Origin of the sequence: Pseudomonas oryzihabitans NBRC 102199 (genome assembly GCF_000730625.1) — a bacterium.
Taxonomy (GTDB): domain Bacteria; phylum Pseudomonadota; class Gammaproteobacteria; order Pseudomonadales; family Pseudomonadaceae; genus Chryseomonas; species Chryseomonas oryzihabitans.
Genome location: NZ_BBIT01000002.1, coordinates 677,842 through 700,187 on the forward strand (window position 1 = coordinate 677,842; position 22,346 = coordinate 700,187).

Annotated in this window: 24 protein-coding genes; 14 read left to right on the plus strand and 10 right to left on the minus strand. The window is 62.7% G+C overall.

Going from position 1 to position 22,346, the window contains the following annotated elements:
* Positions 1-3 precede the first annotated feature (3 nt).
* Genes POR01S_RS04555 through queF form a run of 3 tightly spaced genes read left to right on the plus strand, consistent with a single transcriptional unit; the run spans position 4 to position 2,553 of the window.
* Positions 4-936, plus strand: coding sequence for an ABC transporter ATP-binding protein (locus tag POR01S_RS04555; protein ID WP_027599434.1), 933 nt, complete (start codon positions 4-6; stop codon positions 934-936).
* The gene (locus POR01S_RS04560; RefSeq protein WP_027599433.1) at positions 933-1,712 is read left to right on the plus strand and encodes an ABC transporter permease; all 780 of its coding nucleotides are present in this window, start codon (positions 933-935) and stop codon (positions 1,710-1,712) included. Before POR01S_RS04555 ends, POR01S_RS04560 begins: the two co-directional genes overlap by 4 nt.
* Positions 1,713-1,725: 13 nt before the next feature.
* Complete coding sequence (queF, locus tag POR01S_RS04565; protein ID WP_042134050.1) at positions 1,726-2,553, plus strand: NADPH-dependent 7-cyano-7-deazaguanine reductase QueF; 828 nt, start codon at positions 1,726-1,728, stop codon at positions 2,551-2,553.
* On the opposite strand, the gene POR01S_RS04570 is transcribed toward queF, so the two are convergent.
* Positions 2,554-2,823: a DUF4404 family protein gene (locus tag POR01S_RS04570; protein WP_007158392.1), complete on the minus strand. Its 270-nt coding sequence runs from the start codon at positions 2,821-2,823 to the stop codon at positions 2,554-2,556. It lies immediately after the preceding gene.
* A 217-nt stretch (positions 2,824-3,040) separates the two neighbouring features.
* On the opposite strand from POR01S_RS04570, the gene POR01S_RS04575 reads away from it, so the two are divergent.
* Entirely contained in the window at positions 3,041-3,667 is a 627-nt protein-coding gene (locus tag POR01S_RS04575; RefSeq protein ID WP_042134053.1) for an MlaA family lipoprotein, read from the plus strand.
* A 57-nt stretch (positions 3,668-3,724) separates the two neighbouring features.
* On the opposite strand, the gene POR01S_RS04580 is transcribed toward POR01S_RS04575, so the two are convergent.
* Positions 3,725-4,024, minus strand: a complete 300-nt coding sequence (locus POR01S_RS04580) for a PilZ domain-containing protein (protein ID WP_027602250.1) — start codon at positions 4,022-4,024, stop codon at positions 3,725-3,727.
* A gap of 204 nt (positions 4,025-4,228) precedes the next feature.
* Here POR01S_RS04580 and rssB point away from each other — a divergent pair, with 204 nt between their 5' ends.
* Complete coding sequence (gene rssB, locus POR01S_RS04585; RefSeq protein WP_042134055.1) at positions 4,229-5,413, plus strand: two-component system response regulator RssB; 1,185 nt, start codon at positions 4,229-4,231, stop codon at positions 5,411-5,413.
* On the plus strand, positions 5,410-5,892 hold the full coding sequence (gene rssC, locus POR01S_RS04590; RefSeq protein WP_007158388.1) for an anti-sigma factor antagonist RssC: 483 nt from the start codon (positions 5,410-5,412) through the stop codon (positions 5,890-5,892). Before rssB ends, rssC begins: the two co-directional genes overlap by 4 nt.
* Positions 5,893-5,904: 12 nt before the next feature.
* On the opposite strand, the gene tal is transcribed toward rssC, so the two are convergent.
* Entirely contained in the window at positions 5,905-6,831 is a 927-nt protein-coding gene (tal, locus tag POR01S_RS04595) for a transaldolase (protein ID WP_027599427.1), read from the minus strand.
* 47 nt (positions 6,832-6,878) lie between these two features.
* The gene (gene dusA / locus POR01S_RS04600) at positions 6,879-7,856 is read right to left on the minus strand and encodes a tRNA dihydrouridine(20/20a) synthase DusA (RefSeq protein ID WP_162180671.1); all 978 of its coding nucleotides are present in this window, start codon (positions 7,854-7,856) and stop codon (positions 6,879-6,881) included.
* A gap of 658 nt (positions 7,857-8,514) precedes the next feature.
* Here dusA and POR01S_RS23060 point away from each other — a divergent pair.
* Positions 8,515-11,424, plus strand: coding sequence for a PAS domain-containing protein (locus tag POR01S_RS23060; protein ID WP_162180670.1), 2,910 nt, complete (start codon positions 8,515-8,517; stop codon positions 11,422-11,424).
* Positions 11,425-11,448: 24 nt separating this feature from the next.
* Here POR01S_RS23060 and POR01S_RS04610 read toward each other — a convergent pair whose 3' ends face one another.
* Positions 11,449-11,868: a response regulator gene (locus POR01S_RS04610; RefSeq protein WP_255211793.1), complete on the minus strand. Its 420-nt coding sequence runs from the start codon at positions 11,866-11,868 to the stop codon at positions 11,449-11,451.
* A 31-nt stretch (positions 11,869-11,899) separates the two neighbouring features.
* The gene (locus tag POR01S_RS04615) at positions 11,900-12,265 is read right to left on the minus strand and encodes a response regulator (RefSeq protein ID WP_027599386.1); all 366 of its coding nucleotides are present in this window, start codon (positions 12,263-12,265) and stop codon (positions 11,900-11,902) included.
* A gap of 122 nt (positions 12,266-12,387) precedes the next feature.
* On the opposite strand from POR01S_RS04615, the gene POR01S_RS04620 reads away from it, so the two are divergent.
* The 4 genes from POR01S_RS04620 (at position 12,388) to POR01S_RS23640 (ending at position 15,311) form a co-directional block, all read left to right on the plus strand.
* Positions 12,388-12,714, plus strand: a complete 327-nt coding sequence (locus POR01S_RS04620) for a hypothetical protein (RefSeq protein ID WP_042134059.1) — start codon at positions 12,388-12,390, stop codon at positions 12,712-12,714.
* 158 nt (positions 12,715-12,872) lie between these two features.
* The gene (locus POR01S_RS04625; RefSeq protein ID WP_042134060.1) at positions 12,873-13,301 is read left to right on the plus strand and encodes a LexA family transcriptional regulator; all 429 of its coding nucleotides are present in this window, start codon (positions 12,873-12,875) and stop codon (positions 13,299-13,301) included.
* The gene (locus POR01S_RS04630) at positions 13,298-14,560 is read left to right on the plus strand and encodes a Y-family DNA polymerase (protein WP_042134063.1); all 1,263 of its coding nucleotides are present in this window, start codon (positions 13,298-13,300) and stop codon (positions 14,558-14,560) included. Before POR01S_RS04625 ends, POR01S_RS04630 begins: the two co-directional genes overlap by 4 nt.
* 43 nt (positions 14,561-14,603) lie before the next feature.
* On the plus strand, positions 14,604-15,311 hold the full coding sequence (locus POR01S_RS23640; RefSeq protein WP_156045005.1) for a hypothetical protein: 708 nt from the start codon (positions 14,604-14,606) through the stop codon (positions 15,309-15,311).
* A 751-nt stretch (positions 15,312-16,062) separates the two neighbouring features.
* Here the strand turns inward: POR01S_RS23640 and POR01S_RS04640 are convergent.
* The 4 genes from POR01S_RS04640 to POR01S_RS04655 form a co-directional block, all read right to left on the minus strand.
* Entirely contained in the window at positions 16,063-17,340 is a 1,278-nt protein-coding gene (locus POR01S_RS04640) for a phage late control D family protein (protein WP_042134066.1), read from the minus strand.
* A gap of 155 nt (positions 17,341-17,495) precedes the next feature.
* A complete protein-coding gene (locus tag POR01S_RS04645; RefSeq protein WP_042134068.1) occupies positions 17,496-18,059 on the minus strand; it encodes a fasciclin domain-containing protein in 564 nt (187 codons plus the stop codon).
* 74 nt (positions 18,060-18,133) lie between these two features.
* On the minus strand, positions 18,134-18,838 hold the full coding sequence (locus tag POR01S_RS04650; RefSeq protein WP_042134070.1) for an anti-sigma factor: 705 nt from the start codon (positions 18,836-18,838) through the stop codon (positions 18,134-18,136).
* Positions 18,835-19,410, minus strand: a complete 576-nt coding sequence (locus tag POR01S_RS04655) for a sigma-70 family RNA polymerase sigma factor (protein ID WP_156045006.1) — start codon at positions 19,408-19,410, stop codon at positions 18,835-18,837. The genes POR01S_RS04650 and POR01S_RS04655 overlap by 4 nt, the downstream gene beginning before the upstream one ends.
* A 345-nt stretch (positions 19,411-19,755) precedes the next feature.
* Between POR01S_RS04655 and POR01S_RS04660 the strand changes: the two genes are divergently transcribed.
* From POR01S_RS04660 to POR01S_RS04670, 3 genes are all read left to right on the plus strand, one after another.
* Positions 19,756-20,496 (plus strand): response regulator, encoded by a 741-nt coding sequence (locus POR01S_RS04660; protein WP_027599379.1) that lies wholly within the window; start codon positions 19,756-19,758, stop codon positions 20,494-20,496.
* Positions 20,497-20,498: 2 nt separating this feature from the next.
* Positions 20,499-21,557: a sensor histidine kinase gene (locus POR01S_RS04665; protein WP_027599378.1), complete on the plus strand. Its 1,059-nt coding sequence runs from the start codon at positions 20,499-20,501 to the stop codon at positions 21,555-21,557.
* 101 nt (positions 21,558-21,658) lie between these two features.
* Positions 21,659-22,252, plus strand: coding sequence for an EF-hand domain-containing protein (locus POR01S_RS04670; protein WP_042134073.1), 594 nt, complete (start codon positions 21,659-21,661; stop codon positions 22,250-22,252).
* Positions 22,253-22,346: the final 94 nt, after the last annotated feature.

Here is a 22,346-nt window from a genome sequence, read left to right on the forward strand (position 1 = left end):
CACATGAGTCTAGCTCTCTCCATTCGTGGTCTGACCAAGACCTACAACAACGGCTTCACCGCGCTCAAGGGCATCGACCTCGACGTGGTCGAAGGCGATTTCTTCGCGCTGCTCGGTCCCAACGGAGCGGGCAAGTCGACCACCATCGGCATCCTCTCGACCCTGGTCAACAAGTCCGGCGGCGAAGTCTCGGTGTTCGGCAATGACCTGGACAAGGATCCGGCGGGCCTCAAGCGCTGCCTCGGCGTGGTGCCCCAGGAATTCAACTTCAACCAGTTCGAGAAGGCCTTCGACATCCTGGTGACCCAGGCGGGCTACTACGGCATCCCGGCGCGGATCGCCGGCGAGCGGGCCGAGGAGTACCTGACCCAGCTCGGCCTGTGGGACAAGCGTGACACCCCCTCGCGCATGCTCTCCGGTGGCATGAAGCGGCGCTTGATGATCGCCCGCGCCCTGATCCACAAGCCGCGCCTGCTGATCCTCGACGAACCCACCGCCGGCGTGGACATCGAGCTGCGCCGCTCCATGTGGAATTTCCTCACCGAGCTGAACGGGCAGGGGACCAGCATCATCCTCACCACCCACTATCTCGAAGAGGCCGAACAGCTCTGCCGCAACATCGCCATCATCGACCATGGCGAGCTGGTCGAGCACACCAGCATGCGCAAGCTGCTGCAGAAGCTCAATGTCGAGACCTTCATCGTCGACGTGGTCCAGCCGCTGACGGCGGCGCCGCAACTGGAAGGCTATCCGACCCGGCTGCTGGGCGATCACTCCTTCGAGGTGGCCATCGACAAGGCCAGCGGGGTCAATGCCCTGTTCCGCCAGCTGGACGCCGCCGGCATCCAGGTGCAGAGCCTGAGAAACAAAGCCAATCGCCTGGAGGAGCTGTTTGTCTCCCTGGTGGAAAAGAATCTAGCCAAGGTCGCCCGATGAGTACCGAATTCCAAGCCAACCTGGTGGCGCTGCGGACCATCGTCCATCGCGAAGTGCGCCGCTTCACCCGCATCTGGGCGCAGACACTGCTGCCGCCGGCGATCACCATGGTCCTGTACTTCGTGATCTTCGGTAACCTGATCGGCAATCGAATCGGCGGCATGGGTGGCTTCACCTACATGCAGTACATCGTGCCGGGCCTGATCATGATGTCGGTGATCACCAACGCCTACAGCAACGTGGTCTCCAGCTTCTTCAGCAGCAAGTTCCAGCGCTCGGTGGAAGAACTGCTGGTCTCGCCGGTGTCGCCCCACGTCATCCTCATCGGCTATGCCATGGGCGGCATCCTGCGTGGCCTGGCCGTGGCGGCCATCGTCAGCGTGCTGTCGCTGTTCTTTACCCACATGCAGGTGCACCACCTGGGCATCATGCTGCTGGTGATCATCCTCACCGCGGCGATCTTCGCCCTGGGCGGCTTCATCAACGCCGTTTACGCGCGCAACTTCGACGACATCTCCATCGTGCCGACCTTCGTGCTGACGCCCCTGACCTACCTGGGCGGGGTCTTCTATTCCATCGACCTGCTGCCGGCCTTTTGGCAGAAGGTGTCCCTGGTCAATCCGATCCTGCACATGGTCAACGCCTTCCGCTACGGCATCCTCGGGGTGTCCGACATCCGCATCGGGGTGGCGATCGCCTTCATGCTGGTCGCCGTGGTCGTGCTTTATCTGGTCAGCATCCGCCTGCTCGTGAGCGGGCGCGGCATGCGTCATTGAGTGTCTGAGCGTCATGCATAGCGTAGAACAATCGCCCCTGGGCAAGAGCACCGAGTACGTCAGCCAGTACGCCCCGGAGCTGCTGTATCCGATCCCGCGCGCGCCCAAGTGGGCGGAGCTGGGGCTGGACGGGCAGGACCTGCCGTTTCGTGGCGTGGACATCTGGACCTGCTACGAGCTGTCCTGGCTGCTGCCGTCCGGCAAGCCGGTGGTGGCCATCGGCGAATTCGCCATTCCCGCCGATTCGCCGAACATCATCGAGTCCAAGTCCTTCAAGCTCTACCTCAATTCCCTGAACCAGTCGGCGTTCGCCAGCCTGGCCGAAGTCGAAACCGTGCTGGTCAAGGACCTGAGCGCCGCGGCGGGCGGTGCCGTGGGTGTCAGCCTGGTGTCGCTGGACGACTGGGCGGCGCGCGGTGTGCAACGCCCCGATGGCCAGTGCGTCGATGAGCTGGATATCAGCCTGGATCGCTACGCCCATCCGCAGGCGGATCTGCTGAGCGTGGGTGGAGCCCGGGATAGTCAGAGGTTTTACAGCCATTTGCTCAAGTCGAATTGCCCGGTCACCGGTCAGCCGGACTGGGGCACCGTGGTGATCGAGTACGAAGAGGGGTTGGCACTGGAGGCGGCGAGTCTGCTGCGCTACCTGGTCGCCTTCCGCCAGCATGCGGATTTCCACGAGCAGTGCGTCGAGCGCATCTATCTGGATCTGTGGCGGCTGCTCAAACCGGCGAAGCTGACCGTGTTCGCCCGCTATGTGCGGCGTGGCGGGCTGGACATCAATCCCTACCGAAGCAGTGACGCCCGCCAGCCCGCCGCGGAGCGTTACGTCCGGCAGTGATCAGATGCCCATGCTGCTCAGGCTGTTCATGATCGAGCGGAGCGTGCCGGCCATGGTCGGATGACTGACCTCGAAGCGCTCCACCGCCAGATTGACGCCTTCCACCAGACTGCCATCCCGGGTATGGGTGGCATCTTCGTTGGCCAGCTGGAATTCGATGTCCCGGATCAGCAGTTCCAGTTCCTCCCGGTCCTCGGGCGAGGCGGGTGGGTCCTGGTCCAGCTGGTGGCGGAGGTGGTCGAGTTGTTCCTGCAGATGAGAGGTGGTCATGGCGTTTCTCCTGTGTCCGGACTCTTTGACCGCAACGTTGGGTCAAAGATCGAGTGACTGAGCCTGGCCCTAAGCCAAACTGGCAAAGCTATGACTATAATCGGCGCCTTTCAGGCGTCTGAGTTCAACGAGGAGAGAAGCGATGACGGTCGAGCGACGTGGTTCCAGGGTATGGGGAGCGCTCCTTGCAACGGCCCTGACGTTTGCCGGTCAGGCGATGGCGGCCGACGCCGAGAATCCCGATCCCTGGGAAGGCTTCAACCGCAAGATCTTCGTGTTCAACGATACCCTGGACACCTATGCCCTCAAGCCGGTCGCCCAAGGCTATCAGCGCTTCACGCCCGGCTTCGTGCAGACCGGCGTGAGCAACTTCTTCAACAATTTGGGTGATGTGCGCAACCTGGCCAACGATCTGCTGCAAGGCAAGGTCGAGCACGCCGGGGTCGATACCGCGCGCCTGCTGATGAACACCACCCTGGGTGGTCTCGGCCTGGTCGACGTGGCCACCAAGGCCGGCCTGCAGCGCAACGACGAAGACTTTGGCCAGACCCTGGGCAAGTGGGGTGCGAGCAGCGGTCCCTACCTGGTCCTGCCGTTCTTCGGCCCCAGCAGCGTGCGTGACGGCCTCGGTCGCATCCCGGACAGCTACACCAGCGCCTATCCCTATGTGGACGATGTCGCCGTGCGCAACAGTGCCTTCGCCCTCAGCACCGTCGACACCCGCGCCGGTCTGCTGCAGGCCGAGCGCCTGATCACTGGCGACAAGTACGTGTTCATTCGCAACGCCTACCTGCAGACCCGTGAGTTCAAGGTCAAGGATGGCCAGGTGGTCGACGACTTCTAGTCCCGGCCCCAATGAAAAAGGCAGCCCTGAGGCTGCCTTTTTTGTTGGCCAGGGCGCCTAGCGCATTTCCAGCACCGACAGGCCCAGCAGCTGCTTGCCCGAATCGGTGGCCTGGACCCGCAGGACCTCGGCGTCCGCTTCCAGGCCGGGGAGTTCGGCGTGGTTGGAGGGGATGAGCACGGTCACCTTGTCGCCGACCTGCAGGCGGGTGGCGGCCTCGATCTGGAAGCCGGTGCTGGACAGATCGACGCAGCGCGCCTCGAAGGAGGCGTCGCCGACCTTCAATACGGCCTTGGAGTCGACGTGCATGCGAATGAAATCGCGCTTCTCACTGTAAGAACGGTCGATGGTACTCATGGCAATCCTACTGCTTGGGAGGATGGATGGCGGTTTGTTGGAGGTATAAACTCCATAAAGGCACCCTGTAAAGAAATTCCATCCAGTTGGCAAGCTTGAACGCCCCGGTGGATGGGAGTAGTGTCTCCGCCGTGTCGTAATCACCGTGGCCCGTGTCGGATCCTGTCCGCCGGTTTGCCGTTCGGGTGCATGCCTGGATCCTCTATGTCTAATTCGCCTGCCACGCTCTTGATCATTGACGATGACGAGGTGGTTCGCCTCAGTCTCGCCGACTATCTCGAAGACAGTGGCTTCAACGTCCTGCAGGCCAGCAATGGCCAGCAGGGCCTGGAAATGTTCGAGCGCGAACAGCCCGACCTCATCATCTGCGACCTGCGCATGCCGCAGGTCGATGGGCTGACGCTGCTGCGGCGCATCAGCGAGCTGTCCATCGATACGCCGGTGCTGGTGCTGTCCGGCGCCGGCGTCATGAGCGACGTCGTGGAAGCCCTGCGCCTGGGCGCCGCCGATTACCTGATCAAGCCGCTGGAAGACCTGATGGTGCTCGAGCACTCGGTCAACCGCGCCCTGGATCGCGCCCGCCTGCGCCTGGAAAACGATCGCTACCGGGTCAAGCTGGAAAACACCAATCGCGAGCTGCAGGCCAGCCTGAGCCTGTTGCAGGAAGACCAGAACGCCGGACGGCACGTGCAGATGAACATGCTGCCGGTGACGCCCTGGGAAACCGAGGGGCTGAACTTCGCCCACGAGATCATCCCGTCGCTGTATCTGTCCGGCGATTTCGTCGACTACTTTCGCATCGACGAGCACCGCGTCGCCTTCTACCTGGCCGACGTCTCCGGACATGGCGCGTCCTCGGCCTTCGTGACCGTGCTGCTCAAGTTCATGACCACGCGCCTACTCTACGAGTCCAAGCGCAACGGCACCCTGCCCGAATTCAAGCCCTCGGATGTGCTCGGTCACATCAACAGGGGTCTACTGGATTGCAAATTGGGCAAGCACGTGACCATGCTGGGTGGCGTCATCGACGAAACCACGGGTACCCTGGCGTACAGCATCGGTAGCCATCTGCCCTTGCCGGTCCTGCATACCCCGGAAGAAACGCGGTTCCTGGTCGGCAAGGGGCTGCCGGTCGGCCTGTTCCAGGAGGCGACCTACAATGACCACCAGATGGATCTGCCCGAGCGTTTCAGCCTGACCCTCTTTTCGGATGGCATCTTCGACCTGCTGCCGGGAGACAATTTGAAAGAGAAAGAACACAGCTTGCCCGACTACGTCCGCCGCGCCGGCGGTACACTGGCAGGCCTGAGCGAAGCCCTGGATCTGGCATCCGTCACCGAGATGCCCGACGATATCGCTTTGCTGGTGTTGAGCAGGAACCTGGCATGAGCACCGGAAAAATCCAATTTGCCGAGCAGGATGGCACCTTCGTCCTGAAGTTTACCGGCGAGGTGCGTCTGACCCTCTGCTCGGCGCTGGACGCGACCATCGAGCACATCTTCTCGTCGTTGAATTTCTCGTCCATCGTCATCGATCTGACCGAGACGCAGAGCATCGACAGCACCACCCTGGGCCTCTTGGCCAAGCTGTCGATCCTGTCGCGGCAGCGCATCGGGCTGCTGCCCATGCTGACCACCAACAACCCGGACATCCTGCGGCTGCTGGATTCCATGGGTTTCGATCAGGTGTTCAATATCGTCGAGACCGTATTGCCTTGCCCGGATTGCCTGACCGACCTGCCACCGCAGGACCAGTCCGAAGCCGAGGTGCGCAGTCGCGTGCTTGAAGCCCATCGGGTGTTGATGGGCCTCAATGAATCCAACCGCAATGCCTTTCGCGATCTGGTCAGTGCCCTCGAAAGGCACTGACCGCGTCAGCTCTTAGCGCTTGCCGGGCAGCAGCACTTCCAGCTTTTCCTGATCGCGCGCGAACTGGCGAATGCCTTCGGCCAGCTTTTCGGTGGCCATGGCGTCTTCGTTGTGCGCCCAGCGGAAGGCCGCCTCGTTCAGCTGCTGCTTGGGCTCACCGCCCTTGCTGTCGGCGGTCAGCACGCGCGGCAGGTCGCCCTGGGCTTCCGACAGCTGCTGCAGCAACTCGGGGCTGATGGTCAGGCGGTCGCAGCCGGCCAACTGCTCGATCTGGTTCAGGTTGCGGAAGCTGGCACCCATCACCACGGTGTCGTAGCCATTGGCCTTATAGTACTGGTAGATGCGGGTCACGGACTTCACGCCCGGATCTTCCGCGCCTTCGTAGTCACGGCCTTCGGCCTTCTTGTACCAGTCGTAGATGCGACCGACGAAGGGCGAGATCAGGAATACGCCGGCGTCGGCGCACGCGGCGGCCTGGGCGAAGGAGAACAGCAGGGTCAGGTTGGTCTGGATGCCTTCCTTCTCCAGTTGCTCGGCGGCGCGGATGCCTTCCCAGGTGGAGGCGATCTTGATCAGCACGCGATCCTTGCCGATGCCGGCCTTCTCGTACAGCTCGATCAGGCGGTGGGCGCGATCCAGGGTGGCGCTGGTGTCGAAGGACAGGCGCGCGTCCACCTCGGTGGAGATGCGACCGGGGATCAGCTTGAGGATCTCGCCACCGACGGCGACGGCGAAGCGATCGCAGGCCAGGCCGATGTCGCCATTGGCGCCGCTGAAGGCGGCCTGCAGGTGTTCTTCGTAGCGGGGCAGGGCAGCGGCCTTGAGCAGCAGCGAGGGGTTGGTGGTGGCGTCGTAGGGCTTGAGGCGGGCGATGGCGTCCAGATCGCCGGTATCGGCGACGACCGTGGTGTATTGCTTGAGTTGTTCCAGCTTGCTCATGGCAGGTCTTTCCTTCGGTTAGCGAATGGACATCGTGGAGACGTGACTCAGTGGCCCCTGAGAAGTTCAGTGGCCTCGTCATACAGGCGCAGCGGTTCAGGGCTGCGATGCAGATCGGTGGACAGCAGTTGACGGAAGCGCCGCGCGCCGGGGAACCCCTGCGCCAGGCCGAGGATATGGCGGGTGACGTGGTGAATGAGACCACCCTGTTGCAGGTGCGCCTCGACATAGGGCCGCAACTGCAGCATGACGTCGTGGCGGGTCTGTTGCGGACGGTCGCAGCCGTAGAGCGCCGCGTCCACCTCGGCCAACAGGTAGGGATTCTGATAGGCCTCGCGACCCAGCATCACCCCGTCGAACACCTCCAGCTGCTCGCGGCAGGTGTCCAGGGTCTTGATGCCGCCATTCAGGATGAATTCGAGATCCGGAAAATCCTGCACCAGCTGCGCGGCCACGTCGTAGCGCAGCGGCGGGATCTCGCGATTCTGCTTGGGCGACAGCCCTTCGAGGATGGCGATGCGCGCGTGCACGGTGAAGCTGCGGCAACCGGCCTCGGCGACCTGGCCGACGAAGTCCCGCAGGGCGTCGTAGCTGTCCCGCCCGGAGATGCCGATGCGGTGCTTGACCGTCACCGGAATGGCCACGGCATCGCGCATCGCCTTGACGCTGTCGGCCACCCGCTCGGGATAGGCCATCAGGCAGGCGCCGATCATGTTGTTCTGCACCCGGTCGCTGGGGCAGCCGACGTTCAGGTTGATCTCGTCATACCCCGCCTGCTCACCCAGCCGCGCCGCAGCGGCCAGTTCGGCCGGCACGCTGCCGCCCAGCTGCAGCGCCAGGGGATGCTCGGTTTCGTCATGACGCAGGAATCTCTGGGCGTCGCCATGCAGCAGGGCGCCGGTGGTGACCATCTCGGTATAGAGCAGGGCGTGCTGGGACAGCAGGCGATGGAAATAGCGGCAGTGACGATCCGTCCAGTCCATCATGGGCGCCACGGAAAAGCGGCGGGACGGCTCAGGGCGCATGGTTGCTGGGGGTAGGGCGGTTTCGGCAAGCATCTGGAAACTTCGTTTGTAGCACTGTTCTGCCCGGTTTCAGCGTGCTTTTCCTGGCTCAATGCTGAATCTAAGCACTCGGAAAAAACGTATAGAGCTCGGCGGCAGACGGGAAGGATGGCACGGCGGGAAGGCGCCAGGGCGTGAATGTTTATGCCCTGATCCGACTGCGCCGCGAGAGGGAAACAGTCTATCAAGAATCGCGGGTGCTGAGCGGGCGGGGACGGTCCTGGCTTGGCCAGAGAGCGGTTGAAGTGACTAACGGGGTGGGAGCCAGCTATGACGGCAGGATTGCACTGTAACTGGGACCGTCTTGCCCGTGTAAGGTGATTTCCTTTGGGATTGATCGGGTCACCGTTGTTGCTGCCGGTCGTGCCTGTCATGGCTGTGGCGCGGCAGCAGCGAGGGGATGTGCAAGGAGGCTTCCAGGGTTGGTCATGGATGGCTCCGTCAGACGTCTTGGCGCATGTCGGCCCCTGCTGTTATGTGAGTCTCCAGGGCCTCGCTGTCGCGCAGTGCGACTTCGCCATTCGTATGACGGTATCGCCATCTGTCGTCTCGCGCAGGAAGTGAACACGGTCCTGCCGGATAATCCGCGCGTCATCCTTCCCTGCCCATGCCCCTCTTAATGACCAGCCGAACCAATACCTCTGATCAAACCCTTATCGCGCTTACCACTGAAATCGATCGCCTCCGTCACGAGCTTGCAGCCGCGGAACAATACAAGGCGGATTCCGCGTTTCTGCGCAGCGTCCTGGCTGCCTCAGGGGACTGCATCAAGGTTCTCGATCTTGAGGGGCGGGTTGCCTACATGAACGACGGCGGGCAGGCGCTGATGGAGGTCAGTGACTTCAATTCGATCAAGGGCTGCCCTTGGCCGAACTTCTGGGAGGGTGAGGGGCACGAGGATGCTAGGCGGGCGCTACAGGCGGGGCGTGAAGGGCGGACGGGGCGCTTTCAAGGCGAGGCCAAGACGTTCAAGGGCAACGCGAAATGGTGGGATGTTCAGGTCACACCCATCTTCGATGAGGCTGGTCAGCCCCGGCGGATCCTGTCCGTGTCACGCGATATCACCCAGGCCAAGCTGAACGAGCTGGAGGTGGCTGAGCAGGAGGCGAACTACCGCAACCTCTACAACGCCATTGCCATCGGCTTCTGCATCGTCGAGGTCCGCTGCAACGACCAGGGCGCACCGGAGGACTATCGTTTCCTCAAGGTGAACAAGGCGTTCGGCGAGATCACGGGCCTGACCGATATCACCGGGCGTTGGATGGGTGAACTGGCGCCTCAGGGTGAGTCTCCCTGGGCCGAGCGGTACGCCGAGATGTTGGCTACCGGTAAGGCCGTGCATTTCGAGCACCTGGCCTCGTCACTGAATAATCGGCACTACGACGTCTATGCCTATCCCCTGGGGCAGCAGGCACCCAACCAGGTTGCCGTGCTGTTTTCCGATATCACTGCACGGAAGCACCGCGATGCTCAACGTGCCGCGCTGATCGAGCTGAGTACTCGGCAACATGACTTCGACAGTGCCGCCGATATCGCTTATCTCGCGGCGGAGATCACTGGTCGTACCTTGGGGGTGAGCCGAGTCGGCTATGGGGTCATCCAGCCGGGTGGGCTGACGCTGGTCATTGAGCGCGATTGGACGGCGCCGGGGATTCCCTCCGGCGCCGGTCTACATTTTCTGAACAGCTACGGCGAGGCCTTAACCGGGCTCGACGAGGGTAAGGCGATCGTGGTCAACGATGTCGCCGTTGACCCTCGCACCCGGCGCGGTGCTGCGGCCTTTGCTGAGGTAGCCGTGTCGGCACTGGCCAACATACCGCTCTTCGACGGGGGCAAGCTGGAAGCCGTCTTGTTCGTCAACAATGATCGGCCACGCGTCTGGTCTGAGGACGAGCTGAATTTCATCTCAGACGTGGCAAAGCTCGCCCAAGCGACCATAGAAAGACGGCGATCAAAGCGGCAACTCCGTCAGCTCGCAACGTCGCTGGAGGGGCAGGTCGCCGAGCGGACCCGTGACCGTGATCGTCTCTGGCGGCTCTCTGGCGATCTCATGCTGGTAGCCGACGCTGAGGGACGCATCATCAGATCGAATCCGGCCTGGAGCGAGATCCTTGGCTGGTTGCCAGAGGAGCTCATAGACGTGAGCTTTTTCGACCTTATTCATCCTGACGACATCGCTCATACAGAGCAGGGTGCAATAGATGTAATTGAGCACGGTATGCGATTCACCGGGTTCGAGAATCGCTATCGCCGCAAGGGCGGTGACTACCGGTGGATCTCCTGGACCGCACAGGCCGGGGAGGGCGTCATTATTGCGGTGGGACGCGATATCACCGAAGACAAGGAGCAGGCGGTGGCCTTGGCCGCTGCCGAGGACGCCTTGCGCCAGAGCCAGAAGATGGAAGCAGTGGGCCAGCTCACCGGCGGCTTGGCACACGATTTCAACAACCTGCTGGCGGCCATCAATGGCGCCATGGAGCTGCTAAGAATGCGGCTCAACCAGGGACGGCTAAAAGACCTGGATCGCTATATTGGAGCGGCCCTGGGCGCCTCCAGCAAGGCGGCTGCCTTGACGCATCGCCTCCTGGCATTCTCGCGCCGGCAGGCGCTCGATCCGCGGTCGACGGACGTCAATGCACTGGTGGCGGACATGGCTGACCTCATCAGCCGCACGGTGGGTCCGGAGATCGAACTCGTGGTCGTCGCCGAACCCGAGCTCTGGCATGCGCGGATCGATCCGCCCCAACTGGAGAACGCGCTGCTCAATCTCTGCATCAACGCGCGGGACGCGATGCCTGGCGGGGGCCGCATTACCATCCAGACCGCCAATCACCACTTCGAGGATCCCGCCGCCGAGAATCTGGATCTGGATCCAGGTGATTACCTATCTTTGTGTGTGATCGACACCGGGACCGGCATACCCCCTGAGCTCTTGAGTCGCATCTTCGATCCGTTCTTCACGACCAAGCCGGTCGGAGAGGGTACCGGGCTGGGCCTGTCGATGATCTACGGTTTCGCCAAGCAGTCCGGCGGCTGGATCACGGTCGATTCGACCCCAGGTGAAGGCACGACCATGTGCTTGTACATGCCGCGGTGCAATGAGCATGACCCGGCGAGTGATTGCCTCGGTGAGACAGCAGCAGAGCCGGAAAAGAAAGGGCGCGGTGAGGTGGTGCTGGTCGTTGAGGATGAGCCGGTGCTGCGGATGCTGGCCACCGAGATCCTCGGGGACCTGGGCTACACCACGCTCGAGGCGTCAGGAAGTGCGGGCGGGCTGGAGATCTTGAATGCTGATGGCCGGATCGATCTGTTGATCACGGACGTGGGCCTGCCGGGTCTCATGAATGGTCGGCAGTTGGCCGAGACTGCGCGGGCGGTGCGCCCGGCGCTCAAGGTACTCTTTGTCACCGGCTACGCCGATACGGCCTTCCAGGACGAGGGCCAGCTCGGATCAGGTATGGAGGTGCTGGCGAAGCCCTTTTCGGTTGAAGCCTTTGCTGCTCGAGTTGATCGGCTGCTGGGCAACTAGCCGTTCAGCCGGACAGTGCGCTGCTCAGCTCAGCGCCTGGGCTATCGCGGACTCCAAGGCGGCTGGCATCCAAGGCTTCTGGAGATAGACCACGTTGGCTGGCAGATCGGCCTGGATCTCGAAGCCATAGCCGGTGGTGATGATGACTGGCAGCGTTGGCCAGCGGCTGATGAGCAGGTTGGCCAAGTCGCCGCCGGTCAACTGTCCAGGTACCAGGTGGTCGGTGATGAAAAGATCGGGTTGCCCGCTGCGCAGAAGGGCTACCAGTGCATCGTCGGCGGTCAGATATTTCGTGCAGCAAGCGCCACGCTCTTCGAGCAGGTCTTCCAGAATCTGGCCCAACATCGGGTCGTCTTCGACCACGGCAACCCGAAAGGACGTCAAATTCAGCATCAGACTAAGACCAGCCGTGAGTAAAGGACGGACTGTATCAATAATCAGCATTAACAGCTTCGCTTTTACAGAGGCCTTGCTGCTACTGCATGACAGCGCGTACTGCGTCCTCAAGCTGCTGATACGACCAGGGCTTGGCTACGAAGGTGGCGTTGGGTGGCAAACGGTGGGTACTGGCATCCGCGTAGCCCGAGGTGATGAGTACCTTCAAGTGGGGCCAGCGCAGAGAAGCGATCTGAGCGAGCTGGTGGCCGTTCAGACTGCCTGGGGTAAGGATATCGGTGACCAGCAGGGCGATGTTATCGGCGTTTGATTCAAGGCAAGCAAGCCCTGCGTCGGCCCGGTCGCATTCGATCACGCCATTACCCAGATCGCTCAATACGTCCTTCATCAATTCCCGGACGAGGGGCTCGTCTTCCACGAGCAGGATCTGGAGCTGGTTGTTCATCACGCCACGATAAATGTCTTGCTGGAATACTAAGAGCGAGACGATTCAGCAAGGTTTTACCCACCTGACGACCGGGCTAACAGGTGCGACCGGGAGCGTTTACGTGGTGTGACCAGTAGGCGATGGATGGCGCCTTCCACAGGCGATTGCCTGGGATCGGCGCTGATACCATTTTCCGCTCCACCATCCTTCCGACTGTAAACGTGTCTGCTGATCTTCCCTTTCCGAATCAAAAAGTCGAAGCGTCTGTGACTTCGCTCCTCAATGACATCCAGCGAGCAAGCGACCTTGCATCGTTGGACCTTCACCATGGGCGTGCAGGTGCGTACCTGGCGGCGCTTCGCGATCTAGAGGTCCTGGCTCGCGAAGACCTGGACGGTGTGTTCCTGGTGCTAGATCGCCTCTATCAGGCCCAGTTCAGCCGCCTTGGGATGCTCGGCGCGTTGTAGAGGATTTGTGCTCGTCCAATCGTCCGCGTCTGCGCCGTTTTGCAGGCGGTTTCGAGCCTGTCCCTTCCTGCCCCGTGCACCACTCGTCGCTTCGTCTGTTGACCTATTTCTGATGCCGTCACCTACACTGTTTAAACGTACAGTATCAAGGTGCCACCATGGACGCTTTCCAGACACGGGGTCGCAGACTCGCCCAGCTCGCGCTTTCCCAGGCGCGGTTGAAGATCACCGGTTTCCAGAGCCCAGCCGAGGATCATGCACAGCTGCCACTCTCGATCGATGAAGCGATTGGCTGGGGCGCGCCCAACCTCTGGCTCTGGCTGGTGAATAGCGAGGCTCTGGCGGGGCTGAGCATCCACCAGGGAGACGTGCTCGTCGTGGATCGTGCTGGCGCTGTGGAGCCTGGCCGAGCGGTGATCGTGGTGGCCGACTGTGAGCACCGGCTCTGCACGGTACTGACCAACCAGGAGCGGCAGCAGCTGCTGGCGACGATCGGGCGCGATGGGCACCCGCGCACGCTCGATCTGGTGGGGGAGGTGGAGCTCTGGGGCGTGGTGGACTTCCTGATGCGGGACCTCCGGCCATGAGCGTCTACGCGTTGATCGACTGCAACTCCTTCTACTGCAGCTGCGAGCGGCTGTTCCGGCCTGAACTGAAAGGTCGGCCGGTGGTGGTGCTGTCGAACAACGATGGATGCGTGATTGCCCGAAGCCGCGAGGCAAAGGCCCTGGGGATCGGCATGGGCGTGCCGTACTTTCAGAATCGGGCCTTTTTGCGGCAGCACAACGTCGCCGTCTTCAGCTCCAACTACGAGCTCTATGCCGACGTCTCCAATCGCGTGATGCGGACCATCCAGGGGATGGTGCCGGACCTGGAGGTGTACTCGATCGACGAATGCTGGGCGGACCTCACGGGCATGCCCGGCGACCTGGAGGCGCTCGGCCGGGAGATACAGGCGCGGGTGCACCGCTGGGTGGGCATCCCGGTCGGTGTCGGGATCTCGACCACCAAGACGCTGGCGAAGCTGGCCCAGTGGGCGGGCAAGACCTGGCGCGCGACCGGCGGGGTGGTGGATCTCACCGACGCGCTCCGGCAGGGGCGTCTGCTGCCGCTGGCGCCGGTGGGCGATGTATGGGGCGTGGGCCGCAAGCTGACCACTCGCCTGCAGGGGCTCGGCATCACCACGGCCCAGGACCTGGCCCGGGCGGATCTGCGGGTGCTGCGCAAGGAATTCTCCCGCGTACTGGAGCGCACAGCGCGTGAGCTACGCGGCGAGCAGTGGATGCGCCTGCACGAGGCACCGCCGCTGAAGAAGGAGATCATCAGCTCGCGGATGTTCGGCAACCGGGTGTACCGCCTGGAGGCGCTGCGCGAGGCCATGGCCACCTACGTGACCCGGGCGGCGGAGAAGCTGCGGGAGCAGGGATCGCTGTGCTCCACGCTGCTGGTGAGCGTGCAGACCGGCCAGCACGAACCCGAAGAGCGCCGCTACTACCGTAGCCTGGGCATCCAGCTGGCGCACCCGACCGACGATACCCGCATCCTGGTCCAGGCCGCCCTGGCGGGCCTGGAGCCCATCTATCGCGAGGGGTACGCCTACTCGAAGTGCGCCGTGGTGCTGGGCAGCATCGTACAGACCGACGAGTTCACGCCGGACCTCTTCGCCCCGGCCGGGCAGGGGCGGCCCAGCGAGCTGATGCAGGTGGTGGACCGGATCAACGCGCGGTACGGGCGGGCGGCGCTGCACGTGGGGCGGGTGCCCGCCGATCCGGGGTGGCAGATGCGGCGGGAGCTGCTGTCGCGGGGGTATACGACGCGGTGGGGGGAGTTGCCGCGGGCGGGGTGAGCTAAGATTAGCTAATCACATGGAGTAATTAGGAGCTAACGGAATGCGTTTTTCAATTGAAGCAAAAAATAAATGGATTGCTGGAGTATCACTCATTTCGTTGTTTGTTCTCTTCATGACAGCAATCAGGGTGCCCATATGGTCCGTTTTTTTAGGAACAACGATTGAATCTGTTTTGACAAAAGAAAGCTGGATTTCGCTTTGGTCATCCTTGAGCTCTGGAGTTGTAGCTGCGTACCTCTTTTACGTTTTGGTGGAGGTTGTTCCTAAGCGAAAAAGTGATCAGCAAGTCAGGGAGGTTCTCGACTCTGCGGTTGCGTCGGTAGTTGAGGGCTTGCTGGAGGGTGGGGCGTTTCAGCATGAGAAAGAGCTTCAGTATGTCAGCTTGGATCTCCGGAAGGTCGATTGGCAAAGAGAGATAGATCTTTGCAGTACCCGCGATTTTATCCGTCTAAAGTTTGCTGGGGAAACAGCAGAAACTAGGTTTGATTACTTTAAAGGGTTAATTCCGGTGACTGTTCAGTTATCACCGATGCATACGAAGATTTGGTTGGGTGTAACCGAAAAGGTTCGGCTCTATGTGGAAACAATGGCAGCCAGGCCAGCGTCTTTCGATGTGAGAACACTACATGGTACAACCATAGATGAGCTTGTAACCCAGGGCAATGCGGACGGACTATGGGTTTCAAGTCTTCAGTTTAGAGCACATGAATATCTAGAGCTGGCTAGGGACTGGACTCAGCTTCGCTAACGTCTAGAGTAATGGTCTAGGTCTTTATCAAGTACAAGGGAGTTTTCTTTTTATGTCAAGAAACGGGGTTCTCAGCAAAGGGATAGACATAGGCGCACTTCTTACCTTGCTGACACTAAGTATGTACGCCCTTGGCTTCCTGAGGCTGGCAGTTCTCTACACTACTATCGACTGCTTTTGGGCTATTAAATTTAATAGCGCTCAGGACTTCATACTTCAAGGCGCTACTGGGGTCAGTGTGGCATTTTTCTCGGCTATGCTATTTAGCTGGGGGCGGGACCCTGATAAGGCGCTCGATGAGTCTATGAGAATAATCGCAGTTATTGGCACGGGTTGGCTATTGATTGCAGGTGTCATATCGAAGTATTTCTTCATAGGGAAGCTGATGCTAGCAGTCATGGGTGAGTTGTTTCCATGTGCTCTCATGGGTCCTGTTTTCTATGCATTGTTTTCTACCTATAGTCATGATGGGTTTCGAAAAGGGGCAGGACGATACTTGCTGGGGTGTATTGTCATAATTTCGATGAGTTTGTTCATATATCAGGAGGATAAATCGAAGGAATTGAATTCAGGGCTTGGGTCGACGTATATGCTTTTCAATCGTTCTGGAGAGCAAAAATCAATTCTAATTGGCTCAGTTAGCGGCAAATACCTAGCCCGATCATGTGATGAGAAGGGCACTTACTCGATAATTGAGTCAAGCGCCGACTGGTTTGTATCTCCTATAGAAAGCGCTCACTACTGTAAGTGATTAAATGCCCGACTTTTGGTGTTCTTGCATCTTCTTCCATTCCCGCTCCACCGCCCGCTTCGCCGTCGCCTTGGTGGCGTACAGGTGCCTGAGCCGCCGTGGCTTGCTCTGGTCGCCCTCAGCGAGGGTGTGCTCCTTGCCGGTCTTGGGATCACGGTAGTAGGCGATGATGCCGGTGTAGGCGCCCTGGATCTCGTCGACCAGGTCGGCTACCAAGTCTTCCGGCAACTTGGCTTCCAGCTCCAGTCGCGTGGTGTAGCCGCCATCCGCGGTTAGGCTGTGCTGCACGTTTCCCCCGTACCAGATGATGGCGTCGATCTCGGCCTTCACGCCCTGCAGGGTGTAGGTGAGCTCGGGCATGAGCTCCGGCCGGCACAGGGCGAGCTGGTAGGTGAGGGTGGCGGTACCGCGCTGCAGGCGGTTCCACTCGGCCCGGGCGGCGCGCAGCGCGGAGAGCTCGTCGGCGTAGGTGTGGCGCAGGTCCTTCACGTTGTCGCCGCTGCCGGCGATGGCTTCCTGCTTCTTGGCGCTGTTGGTGTCGTAGTAGAAGGCGCGCACGGCGTCGTAGCTTTCACGATCGGCCTGTAGGTAGCTGTGCTGGTCGCCGTCCTTGCGGGTGAGGGTGACGTGGCCCAGGTCGGCGCCGCTGACCGACTTGCCGCCGCCGGCCGGGAGGAACAGCAGCCGGCCCGCTTTCACGGTGGCCACCGCGTCATAGTCCTCGCCCAGGCGGGTCAGCAGGTTGGCGTCCGATTCCCCGGTCTGATCCAGCTGCAGGACCTGCTGCGCCTCGAGGTCGGGCGCGATGAGCGGGGTGAGGCCCTGGCGCTCTGCCAGGACGCGCAGCACGGCGCCGAGGGTGGTGGCGCTGTAGCTCTGGTCCCGTTTGGTCTTGAGGCCCTTACGCAGGTCGGCGCTGCGGGCGCGGATGCTGAGCACGTCGGGGGCGCCGTTGTGCTCAGTCTCATCGACGATATAGCTGCCCTTGTCGATCAGGCCGGTGGTGGACCAGCCCAGCCAGAGGCGAATCTTGGCACCCCGGGGCGGGATGGCCAGCAGGCCGTCATGGTCGGACAGCACCAGGCTCAACTGGTCGGCCTCGAGGCCGCGGTTGTCCGTCAGATCCAGGCTGATCAGCCGCGGCGCGATAAGGGCGCTGATGTCCTTGCCGTCGACCAGGATCTGGTAGCGCGCCTGGGCATAGGTAGCGCCCTGCACCAGGTCGCGGCCAAGGATGCGCAGCTGGCCAGTGGCGGTGTCGAGCAGCTCCTGGATCACAGCAGCTTCCTCAGCAGGGTGCAGACGCGCCTTGCGCACCTGAGTAGTCAGCATGCGGTCTAGCATTGCTTGCGAAGGAAAGGCGCAATTGCCACGCGGCCTTTCGCTAAGTAGAAGCGGACACCCCTCAGCGGTGTCCGCACGCCGTCTGCCCGTTACTTCGGCATCAGCACGGTATCGACCACGTGGATCACGCCGTTGGACTGCATCACGTCGGCGATGGTGACGGCGGCCTTGCCACCCTTGGCGTCGACCACCCAGAGCTTGCCGCTGTGCAGCTTGATGGTCAGGTCTTCCCCCTGAACCGTCTTCAGCTTGACCATGCCACCGTGCGCCTTGGCGTCGGCCATCAACTGCTTGGCGGTGTGGGTGCCGGGCACCACGTGGTAGGTGAGGATCTTGGTCAGGTCGGCCTTGTGCTCGGGCTTGACCAGGGTATCGACGGTGCCGGCCGGCAGCTTGGCGAAGGCTTCGTTGGTCGGGGCGAAGACGGTGAAGGGACCGCTGCCGTTGAGGGTGTCGACCAGACCGGCCGCCTTGACGGCCGCCACCAGCGTGGTGTGGTCCTTGGAGTTGACCGCGTTCTCGACGATGGTCTTGGACGGGTACATGGGCGCCCCGCCGACCATGACGGTATCGGCGGCGAAGCTGAGCGGGGCGGTGGCACCTAGGATCGCGAGACTGGCTACGATGGCGATGCGCTTGAGCAAGGTGTGCATGGTGCGTCTCCTGAGTTCTTCGGCCCTCCGGATGAGGGTGATGAATGTACGGAGCGGCCCGGCAAACGGATGCATCACAGCGCGATTATTTTTCCCTGGGCGATGACCGGTCCCGTGGGCGCGCCGGTCGGCGAGCCGGTTCGCGGTTCAAGGGAGACCGCCAGTACCGCTCCAGGCGTTAGTGCCGGTGCGAGTCCCGCGGGTACGGCCAGGGTCACGGCCGTGGCGTCCTGGAGCAGACCGAGCGAATGGGGTTTGCCATCCGCCGTGATGATCCAGGCCTCGGCGCTCCTGCCTGGCCAATCCGCTTTGCTGGCGGGCACGAACAGCAGCTGCCGGCCGTTCGCCTGCAAGGTGACGCTGAATGCCAGGCTGCCGTTACTCTGTTCCAGGCGGGCGAGCAGGGCGGGCGTCGCGACCTGGACCGGGCGCAGCAGCACGAGCAGCGCCAGCACCAGGGCAGCGGCCAGTGCCAGCCCGGTCGTCCAGCGCCACAGGCGCGGGTCGTTCCAGCGGCGGGTCGGCTCGAGTGCCGGTTGCTCCGTCGGAAAGAGCCGTTGCTGGATACCGTTCCAGACGTGGGCTGGCGGTTCGACGACCGGAAATTCATCGAGCCAGTCGGCGAAATGCCGCTGCCAGGCCGCCAGTTGCGCCTGGTAGGCAGGCTCCCGCCGCACGAGTTCTTCCACCTCCAGGCGTTCATCGGCGGACAGTACGCCGAGGGCGTATTCCGCGATGAGCAGCGCGTGCCGGTCGTTAGGAGGGATGTCGTCGTTCATAGGCCCAGGCACGCTCGCAGTTGCAAGAGGCCACGCCGAATCCAGCTTTTCATCGTGCCGAGCGCGATGCGGTGGCGAGCGGCCAGCTCGGCATAGGAATAGCCCTCGAAGAAGGCGACCCGGATATAGGTCTGCTGGTCCTTGCCCAGGGTTTTCAGGCAGAGATCGATCTGGCGACGCTGGCGATGAGCTTCGAAGTCTTCGGCGACGGACTGGGTCGCCGGCCACTCGGCCAGGCTGTCGAGCGGCTCGTGCCGACGCTGGGCACGGCGGCGATCGATGGCCTTGTGGCGCACCAGGGTCGCCATCCAGGTCAGGGCGCTGGACAGTGTGGCGTCGAAGGTGCCGGCCTTGAGCCAGATGGCGGTATAGGCCTCCTGCAGGACCTCTTCCGCCTCCGTGCGATCGCCCACGTACTGCAGGCATACGCCGAACAGCCTACTCGAGGTCACGCGGTAGAGCGTTTCGAAGGCCAGGCGATTGCCCTGGCCGCAGGCCTGCAGCAGGACATTGAGCGCGACGGGCTCCGGGTTCGTTTCAGGGCTGGCCGATACGGCTGATCTGCTCGTCAAGGATGGCGTTCCGAAAGGAGGCACGGCAGTGTCTTGTTTTTGTCCGCTAAGGGCCGCGTTTCGCTGAGCGCTGAAGCGCGAGTCCTGACGGCTTCACTCTCCCAGCCCTCTAGAGGGCGAGGGGCGATGGGTCCGATGTACCATCGAACGAACGGCATCGCAATCGCGATCATCGTCGTGCGCCTACGGCGTCTCGACTGCGGGTGGTTGGCTGCCTGGCAGGCTCTGGCTCCGTATCCGGCTCTTGACCACCTTTACACAAGCCTACATGCCAGGCCGTAGCTGCCTTGCGGGCTGAGCGGCTAGCATGCACGTCCAGATCGTCCGACTGTTCAGGTACCCCCGATGTCGCTGTCATCCGAATCCCCGCGCTGGACCTCGCGCATCCTGCTGGTGGATGACGATCCGGCGATCCGCGAGTTGATCTGCGGCTATCTGGCGCGCTTCAGCATCAACGCCCGCGGGGTGGGTGATGGCCTGGAGATGCGCCGGGCGCTGGCGGAGGAGGCCTTCGACCTGGTGGTGCTGGATCTGATGCTGCCGGGAGAGGATGGGCTTTCCCTCTGTCGTTCGCTGCGGCGCGACAGCGGCATTCCCATCCTGATGCTGACCGCCCAGTGCGAGCCGGCGGATCGCATCATCGGCCTGGAGCTGGGCGCCGACGACTATATGGCCAAACCTTTCGAGCCCCGGGAGCTGGTGGCGCGGATCCAATCGGTGCTGCGGCGGACCCAGGATGGCCGCGTGCCCCAGCGCAAGGCGCCGCGGACCAGTGTCAGCTTCGATGGCTGGAAGCTCGATGGCGTCCTGCACCAGCTGCATTCGCCCGCCGGGGTGATGGTGCCGCTGTCCAATGCCGAGGTACGGCTGCTGTGGGTCTTCATCGAGCAGCCGCGCCAGGTGCTGAGCCGCGAGCAACTGCTCGATGCGACCCGCGGGCGGGCGATCGAGGCCTTCGATCGCAGCATCGATCTACAGGTGTCGCGGTTGCGCAGCAAGCTGGGTGATGACCCGCGGGCGCCGCAGTTGATCAAGACCGTGCGCGGCGAAGGCTATCTGTTCGATGCCAGGCAGATAGGGCACTAGCCGTGCGCCGCCTGGATACCCTGTTCGCCCGCCTGTTCGGGGTCTTTCTGCTGGCCATCCTGCTGGGCCATCTGCTGGCCTTTTTCTGGTTTCGGCATGGCCTCGGCGAGCGACCGCCGCCCCCGCCGCCGCCCATGGAGGGCGAGGCCGGCTTCGATCGGCCACCTCCGCCCGGGCCTTTCCCGCACCGGGAACCCGGCGTGTGGCGGCACATCGAGTGGTTTCTCGGCGGCCCGCTGATCTTCCAGCTGGGCTCGCTGGTGATCGCCGCCTGGCTCGGGGCGCGCCTGTTGACCCGGCCGCTGCGCCAGTTGACCGAGACCGCCGAGCACCTGAGTCACAACCTCGACGGTTCGCCCATTCCCGTCACCGGGCCCTGGGAGACCCGCGAGGCCGCACGGGCGCTCAATCGCATGCACCAGCACCTGCTCGAACAGCTCCAGCAGCGCGGGCGCATGCTCACGGCCATCTCCCATGACCTGCGCACGCCCCTGGCGCGGGTGAAGCTGCGCATCGAGGACATCGACGATCCGCGCCTGCACGCCCGGGTCAGCCAGGACGTGGACGACATGATCGAGTTGCTCGACGGCACCCTGAGGTACCTGCGCGAACAGCACCGCCAGGAGCGCCCCATCCTCTGCGACGTCCAGGCGCTGGTCGAGGCCATGGCCGAAGACGCGGCCGAGGAGGGTGCCCAGGTCGCCGTCCAGGGTAGCTGCCAGCCGCTGAAGGTGGCGCCCATGGCACTGCGCTCCTGCCTCGGCAATCTGCTGCAGAATGCCCTGCGCTACGCCGGCCAGGCGGAGATCCGCCTGAGCGAGCAGCCGGAGCGGTTGATCATCTCCATCCTCGACCGCGGGCCGGGCATACCGGCCCAGTATCGGGAAGCGGTGTTCGAACCCTTCTATCGCCTGGAGGGGTCGCGCAACCGATCCTCTGGCGGGACCGGGTTGGGGCTGGCCATCGCCCGGGAAGCGGCGGCGCACATGGGCGGCGAGCTGACCCTCGGCGAAACCCCCGGCGGCGGCCTGACCTGCCAGGTGGTGCTGCCACGCCCCTGATGTATCGCCCGGCATACAAAGTGACCAAACGGCTGACATCTACCCAGCGGATACTGGGAGGCGCGGAACACTGATGTCCGCATTTCCCGGGAGAGACATCCATGATCAGCGGAATAGGCGGTGGCTACTCCAGCTACTACAGCAGTGCCAGCGCGATCAAAGGCACTGGCGCGACAGCGTCCGGCAGTAGCGTCAGCGGCAGCGAAGATGGTAATCCGTTGAAGAAGCTGTTCGGCAAGCTCGACAGCGATGGCGACGGCTCCATCAGCAAGAGCGAACTCACCACCGCCGCCAGCGCGGCGAGCGATACCCAGACGGATACCGACGAGAGCGGGGATATCGACGTCGACAAGCTGCTCGGCATGCTCGACCAGGATGGCGATGGCAGCGTCGGCGAAAGCGAATTCGCCTCGGCCTTCGCGCCGCCGCCGGGTGGACCCCAGGGGCAGAGGGGCACCGAAGAATCCAGCGATTCCAGCATCGCCGGCCTGGGCGGTTCAGCGCCTCCGCGCATGCCGCCGCCACCGCCACCGCAGGGGGCGAGCGGGCAAGGGGACAGCGAGGCCGATTCCAGCACTCAGGACGCGTCGAGCCCCTACACGCAACTGGTCCAGGCGGTGTTGCGCCAGTACCAGAGCATCGGCAGCAACGGCAGCAGCACTGCCGCGGGCAGCACCTTGAACGTGGCCGCCTGAGCAAAGATCGGTAGTGCAGGGCAGGGCGGCCAGAGGCCGTCCGGTCCATGCACTCAGTCTGCACTCGACCTCCTGCTCGACTCCGGACTCCTCT